At 70.8% G+C, this 6964-nt stretch carries 5 protein-coding genes; all 5 read right to left on the bottom strand.

All coding sequences use genetic code 11. From position 1 onward, the window contains the following. Positions 1-27: 27 nt before the first annotated feature. Positions 28-2076: a transcription termination factor Rho gene (gene rho, locus CCN72_RS33420; protein WP_086812006.1), complete on the bottom strand. Its 2049-nt coding sequence runs from the start codon at positions 2074-2076 to the stop codon at positions 28-30. Between the two features lie 404 nt (positions 2077-2480). Next, on the bottom strand, positions 2481-3398 hold the full coding sequence (gene thrB / locus CCN72_RS33415) for a homoserine kinase (protein WP_085566568.1): 918 nt from the start codon (positions 3396-3398) through the stop codon (positions 2481-2483). A 268-nt stretch (positions 3399-3666) separates the two neighbouring features. Further along, complete coding sequence (gene thrC / locus CCN72_RS33410) at positions 3667-4725, bottom strand: threonine synthase (RefSeq protein ID WP_085566567.1); 1059 nt, start codon at positions 4723-4725, stop codon at positions 3667-3669. A gap of 6 nt (positions 4726-4731) precedes the next feature. Next, the gene (locus CCN72_RS33405) at positions 4732-6024 is read right to left on the bottom strand and encodes a homoserine dehydrogenase (RefSeq protein ID WP_037656520.1); all 1293 of its coding nucleotides are present in this window, start codon (positions 6022-6024) and stop codon (positions 4732-4734) included. Positions 6025-6194: 170 nt separating this feature from the next. Then, positions 6195-6964 (bottom strand): diaminopimelate decarboxylase family protein (locus CCN72_RS33400; protein WP_425276196.1); only part of this gene is annotated, 770 nt, incomplete at its 5' end.

The raw sequence follows: 6964 nt of genomic DNA, 5'->3' as shown, positions 1-6964 counted from the left end.
CGGCCTCAGTCAGCTGGTTCCGGAGACTCAGTCGCCGTTGCCAGGGGTCGGCGTCGTCTTCTGGATCTGCATCAGGAACTCGACGTTCGACTTGGTCTGCTTCATCTTGTCCAGCAGCAGCTCGATCGCCTGCTGCTGGTCCAGGGCGTGCAGCACCCGGCGCAGCTTCCAGACGATGCCCAGCTCCTCGGCGCCCAGCAGGATCTCTTCCTTACGGGTACCGGACGCGTCCACGTCCACCGCCGGGAAGATGCGCTTGTCGGCGAGCTTGCGGTCGAGCTTGAGCTCCATGTTGCCGGTGCCCTTGAACTCCTCGAAGATCACCTCGTCCATGCGGGAGCCGGTGTCCACGAGCGCCGTCGCCAGGATGGTGAGCGAGCCGCCGTCCTCGATGTTGCGCGCGGCACCGAAGAAGCGCTTCGGCGGGTACAGCGCGGTCGAGTCGACACCACCGGACAGGATGCGGCCGGAGGCCGGCGCCGCGAGGTTGTAGGCGCGGCCCAGACGCGTGATGGAGTCCAGCAGCACGACCACGTCGTGGCCCAGCTCCACGAGGCGCTTGGCGCGCTCGATGGCCAGCTCGGCGACCGTGGTGTGGTCCTCGGCCGGGCGGTCGAAGGTCGAGGAGATGACCTCGCCCTTGACCGACCGCTGCATGTCGGTGACCTCTTCCGGACGCTCGTCGACCAGGACGACCATCAGGTGGCACTCGGGGTTGTTGTGCGTGATCGCGTTGGCGATCGCCTGCATGATCATGGTCTTGCCGGTCTTCGGCGGGGCCACGATCAGACCGCGCTGGCCCTTGCCGATCGGCGACACGAGGTCGATGATCCGGGTCGTCAGCACGCCCGGGTCCGTCTCCAGGCGGAGGCGGTCCTGCGGGTACAGCGGCGTCAGCTTGTTGAACTCCGGGCGGCCGCGGCCGTGTTCGGGCGCCATGCCGTTGACGGAGTCGAGGCGGACGAGCGCGTTGAACTTCTCGCGGCGCTCCCCGTCCTTCGGCTGACGGACCGCACCGGTGAGGTGGTCACCCTTGCGCAGGCCGTTCTTGCGGACCTGGGCGAGGGAGACGTACACGTCGTTCGGGCCCGGCAGGTAGCCGGAGGTCCGGATGAAGGCGTAGTTGTCGAGGATGTCCAGGATGCCCGCGACGGGGATCAGGACGTCGTCCTCGGCGACCTGCGGCTCGGCGATCTCGTCGCGGCCACGACGGCCACGGCGGTCGCGGTAGCGGCCGCGACGGCCGCGCCGGCCGCCCTCGAAGTCGTCGTCGTCCTGCTGCTGCCGGTCCTGGCGGCCGCCCTGCTGGCCCTGCTGCTGACGCTGGCCGCCCTGCTGGTCGTCGCCCTTGTTGCGGCGGTCGCCGCGGTCACCACGGTCACCGCGCTCACCACGGTCGCCACGCTCGGCGCGGTCGCCACGCTCGCCGCGCTCACGGCCGCGCTCACGGCGGTCGCGGCGGCCGCGGCCCTCGCCGTCACCGGCGTCGTTCTTCGCGGACTCGCCCTGCTGCTGCGGCTGCTGGGCGGACGCGTCGGCCTTGGACTCGCTCTTCGCGTCGGTACGGGCCTCGGTCTTGGCCTCGGCGGCGGCCGTCTCGGCGCCGCCCGCGGCGGGGCTGCCGGCCTCGGCGGTGGCACGACGACGACGGCGCTCGGTCGGCGCGTCGTCTCCGGCGGCGGGCTGACCGGGAATCTCGATCTGCTGCTGCGCCTTCTCGGCGGGCGCCTCGGACTTGGCCGCCTTCTGCGCGCCGTCCGCGCTCTCGCCGGTGCGGGCCTTGGAGGTGGCCCGGCGCTTCGGCTTGGTCTCGGTGGCGGCCTCGGCCTTGGGGGCACTGCCCTGGGCCTGCGCCTCCTTGATGACCTCGATCAGCTGGCTCTTGCGCATCCGCGCCGTGCCCCGGATACCGAGGCCCGAGGCGACCTGCTGCAACTCGGCCAGCACCATGCCCTCAAGGCCGGTACCCCGGCGCCGCCGGGAGCCGGCACCGGTGGCAGGCGCGGAGGCGTCCGTGGCGGGCGCGGCAGCGGTCTCCTCGACACGTGCGCCCATCAGATCGGTGGTGTCGCTCACGAAGGGTCCTTCCCTGGAGCGGACGTCGGCCTGTCTGGCTCGGCGACCGGTTGTGCTGTCCGACTACGGTCCTGTCTTCGTGAACCGTGCCGGGGCGGTGGTCCGCCAACGCGGCGGAAGAGAAATGTGCGGTGACGGCGCTTCCGCGAGCCGTGACACCCGGTGTCACGTGGCGTGGTAGCACCTGTTCCGGAGCATGCCCTGCGGCCGGCTCAGTGCTCGCATACGACGTACTGCCCAGGTACGGCGCGCGGAACACGGAGTGGCGTGGGGGGCTCCCGGAAGAATGTCTGTCCCGGACGGGGACACGTGGCACCTCGCCATGGTGGGGTCGGGTGCAGACTTGAGATTAACACTACCGGATCCAACAAACATTCCCCCTCTCCAAATCCGGCAACCGTGTGTCAGGGCGCAAGCGGCAGCACGCTCGCTCCCCGCATATCGAGGTCCAGCCGGTTGGCGGCCCAGCCCGCACCGGCGAGATGGGAGACCTTGTCGGCGGTGCCGGCGTCGGTCAGGGCCATGACGGTGGGTCCGGCGCCGGAGATGACGGCCGGGATCCCGTCCGCCCGCAGCCGCTCCACCAGCGCGGCGCTCTCCGGCATGGCCGGGGCGCGGTACTCCTGGTGGAGGCGGTCCTCGGTGGCGGGCAGCAGCAGTTCGGGGCGCCGGGTGAGGGCCTCCACGAGCAGGGCGGCACGGCCCGCGTTGGCGGCGGCGTCGACATGCGGAACGGTGCGCGGCAGCAGTCCGCGGGCGATTTCCGTCAGGACCGGCTTTCCGGGCACGAAAACCACCGGAACGATGGAATCGTCGGGGTCCATTCTGATCGCACGGGCCGCGCCGGATTCCATCCAGGACAAGGTGAATCCGCCGAGCAGACAGGCGGCCACATTGTCGGGATGGCCCTCGATCTCGGTGGCCAGCGCCAGCAGGGCCGCGTCGTCCAGACGGGCCTCGCCGCCTATGGTCACGGCGCGGGCGGCCACGATGCCGGCGCAGATGGCGGCGGAGGAGGAGCCGAGTCCCCGGCCGTGCGGGATACGGTTGGCGCAGACGATCTCCAGGCCCCGGGGCTGGCCGCCCAGCAGGTCGAAGGCGGTGCGCAGGGCGCGGACGAGGAGGTGGCGCTCGTCGCGCGGCAGGTTCTCGCTGCCCTCACCCGCGATGTCGATGTGCAGCCCGGAGTCGGCCACCCGGACGACGACGTCGTCGTAGAGCCCCAGCGCGAGGCCCAGGGCGTCGAAGCCCGGACCGAGATTGGCGCTGGTGGCGGGGGTGCGCACCCGGACGGCGGCGGCTCGGAAGGCTGGACCGGCCATCGCTCGAAGACTCTCCTTGAGCTGCGTGACTGTCAAAGACATTCGATACGTACGTGGAGACCCTCGGCCGCGCAGACGGCGCGGCGTTGCCCCTATGCGCAGTGCATATGCAACAAGCGGGTTCGGTACAGCGTATCGAAGGAAGGTTCAGTAGCGACATAGGGCGCACAGGAGGCGCACGATGCGTGTCGTAAGCCCTTTGTGCACCCTGACAGGGCCTGTCAGGGATCCGGACGACCCCCTCGGGCCCTGTCGCTGTCGCTGTGCCTCAGGCGAGGCCGAGGCGCTCGGCCGCGGTGGCCGCGTCGACCGGGACGGTGACCGGCTGGGGCGCGCCGGCGACGGCCCAGTCGGGGTCCTTCAGACCGTTGCCGGTGACGGTGCAGACGATCCGCTGGCCCGGGTCGACCTTGCCCTGTTCGGCGGCCTTGAGCAGACCGGCGACCGAGGCGGCGGAGGCGGGCTCCACGAAGACACCCTCCTGCGCGGCCAACAACCGGTAGGCGCGCAGGATTTCACGGTCCGTCACCTCGTCGATGGCGCCGCCGGACTCGTCCCGGGCCGCCAGGGCGTACTGCCAGGAGGCGGGGTTGCCGATCCGGATGGCGGTGGCGATGGTCGACGGGTCCTTGACGACCTCGCCGCGCACGATCGGGGCGCTGCCCGCCGCCTGGAACCCCCACATGCGGGGCGTCCGGGTGGCGATCTTGTCGGCGGCGTACTCCTGGTAGCCCTTCCAGTACGCCGTGATGTTGCCCGCGTTGCCGACCGGCAGGACGTGGATGTCGGGTGCGTCGCCGAGCATGTCCACGATCTCGAAGGCGGCCGTCTTCTGGCCCTCGATCCGCACCGGGTTGACCGAATTGACCAGCGCCACCGGGTAGTTCTCGCTCAGCGAGCGGGCGAGCGTGAGGCAGTCGTCGAAGTTTCCGTCGACCTGGAGGATCTTCGCGCCGTGCACCAGGGCCTGGCCCATCTTGCCGAGCGCGATCTTGCCCTGCGGCACGAGCACGGCCGAGACCATGCCGGCCCGTACGGCGTACGCCGCGGCGGAGGCGGAGGTGTTGCCGGTGGACGCGCAGATGACGGCCTTGGCCCCCTCCTCCTTCGCCTTGGAGATGGCCATCGTCATGCCGCGGTCCTTGAAGGACCCCGTCGGGTTCGCGCCCTCCACCTTGAGGTGGACCTCGCAGCCGGTGCGCTCGGAGAGCACCTGCGCGGGCACGAGGGGCGTGCCGCCCTCACGGAGCGTCACGACCGGCGTGGTGTCGGAAACCGGCAGCCGGTCCCGGTACTCCTCGATGATTCCGCGCCACTGGTGGGTCATTGCTCGTTACTCTCCTTCAACCCGCATGATGCTGGCGACACCCCGCACGGTGTCGAGCTTGCGCAGCGCCTCGACGGTGCCGGTCAGGGCGGCGTCGAACGCTCGGTGGGTGACGACGACGAGGGAGGCCTCGCCGTCCTTGCCCGACTGCCGAACGGTGTCGATGGACACCCCGTGCTCGGCGAAGACCGTGGCGACCTGGGCGAGGACACCCGGTTTGTCGGCCACGTCCAGGCTGATGTGGTACCGCGTGACGACATCGCCCATCGGGGAGACCGGCAGCGCGGCGTACGCCGACTCGCCGGGACCCGTGGTGCCGTTGAGCTTGTTGCGGCAGACGGCGACGAGGTCGCCGAGCACGGCGGAGGCGGTCGGGGAACCGCCGGCGCCGGGGCCGTAGAACATCAGCTGGCCGGCCGCGTCGCTCTCCACGAAGACGGCGTTGTACGCGCCGCGCACGGAGGCGAGGGGGTGGCTCAGCGGAATCATGGCGGGGTGCACGCGCGCCGTGACGGACGCCCCGTCCCGCGCCCGCTCGCAGATGGCGAGCAGCTTGATGGTGCAGCCCATCTCCTTGGCCGAGCGGAAGTCGGCGGCGGTGACCTCGGTCATCCCCTCGCGGTGGACGTCGTCCAGGCGCACCCGCGTATGGAAGGCGATACCGGCGAGGATGGCGGCCTTGGCGGCGGCGTCGAAGCCCTCGACATCGGCGGTCGGGTCGGCCTCGGCGTAGCCGAGCGCGGTGGCCTCGTCCAGGGCCTCCTGGTAGCCGGCGCCCGTGGAGTCCATCTTGTCGAGGATGAAGTTGGTGGTGCCGTTGACGATGCCGAGCACCCGGTTGACCTTGTCGCCGGCCAGCGACTCGCGCAGCGGGCGGATCAGCGGGATGGCACCGGCGACGGCGGCCTCGTAGTAGAGGTCACGGCCGTGCTCCTCGGCGGCGGCGTGCAGGGCGGCGCCGTCCTGGGCGAGCAGGGCCTTGTTCGCGGAGACGACGGAGGCGCCGTGCTCGAACGCGGTGGTGATGAGGGACCGGGCGGGCTCGATCCCCCCGATCACCTCGACGACGACGTCGATGTCACCGCGTTTGACGAGCGCGGTGGCGTCCGTGGTGACCAGGGCCGGGTCGATGCCCTCGCGGACCTTGCTCGGGCGCCGTACGGCGACCCCGGCGAGCTCCACCGGGGCGCCGATCCTCTGGGCGAGGTCGTCGGCGTGCGTCGTCATGATGCGCGCCACCTCTGAGCCGACAACCCCACAGCCCAGCAGCGCCACCTTCAGCGGACGCGTACGCATCATCCGACCTCGTTTCCTCTTACCGTCTACGGTTGGACCAGTCTCACTCACCGGACGGGAGTTTCTACCCTTCGTCCGGATCCTGAGACGTTTATTTCATTTTCGCGGGGCCTGCGGACCGCAGATCTTCCGCCCCGCGTTTCGCCGACTCATCCGCCGACTCGTCCGACGACTCATCCGACATCCAGACGCAGGAGATCCTCCTCCGTCTCCCGCCGGACGATCACCCGGGCCTCGCCGTCCTTCACCGCGACGACGGGCGGCCGGAGCACATGGTTGTAGTTGCTGGCCATCGACCGGCAGTACGCCCCCGTGGCCGGTACGGCGATGAGGTCGCCCGGCGCGAGATCGGCGGGCAGGAACGCGTCCTTGACCACGATGTCCCCGCTCTCGCAGTGCTTGCCGACGACCCGGACGAGCATCGGCTCGGCGTCGCTGGCCCGCGAGACGAGGGCGACGCTGTACTCGGCGTCGTACAGCGCGGTCCGGATGTTGTCGGACATGCCGCCGTCGACGGAGACGTACGTGCGCAGCCCCTCCAGGGGCTTCACGGTGCCGACCTCGTAGAGCGTGAACGCGGTCGGGCCGACGACGGCGCGGCCGGGCTCGACCGAGATCCGGGGCGTACGCAGCCGCGCGGCCTCGCACTCGCGGCCGACGATCTCGCCGAGCGCCTTGGCGATCTCGTGCGGCTCGCGCGGGTCGTCGTCGCTGGTGTAGGCGATGCCGAGGCCGCCGCCGAGGTCGATCTCGGGCAGCTCGACGCCGTGCTCGTCGCGGATGTCCTTGAGCAGTCCGACGACCCGGTGGGCGGCGACCTCGAACCCGGACATGTCGAAGATCTGCGAGCCGATGTGGGAGTGGATCCCGATCAGTTCGAGCCCGTCCAGATGCAGCGCCCGCCGTACGGCCTCGGCGGCCTGGCCGCCGAGGCCGTACGGCG

The organism is Streptomyces murinus, from assembly GCF_002154555.1.
GTDB lineage: Bacteria > Actinomycetota > Actinomycetes > Streptomycetales > Streptomycetaceae > Streptomyces > Streptomyces murinus.
Note: the sequence above shows the minus strand (reverse complement) of the source record. Positions and strands in the feature narration are given on the sequence as shown.

Bases quoted from the DNA above. Each gene is read 5' to 3' on its own strand.
- thrB (WP_085566568.1), bottom strand. From the start codon at position 3,398: ATGGCCGGTCCAGCCTTCCGAGCCGCCGCCGTCCGGGTGCGCACCCCC.
- thrC (WP_085566567.1), bottom strand. From the start codon at position 4,725: ATGACCCACCAGTGGCGCGGAATCATCGAGGAGTACCGGGACCGGCTG.
- CCN72_RS33405 (WP_037656520.1), bottom strand. From the start codon at position 6,024: ATGATGCGTACGCGTCCGCTGAAGGTGGCGCTGCTGGGCTGTGGGGTT.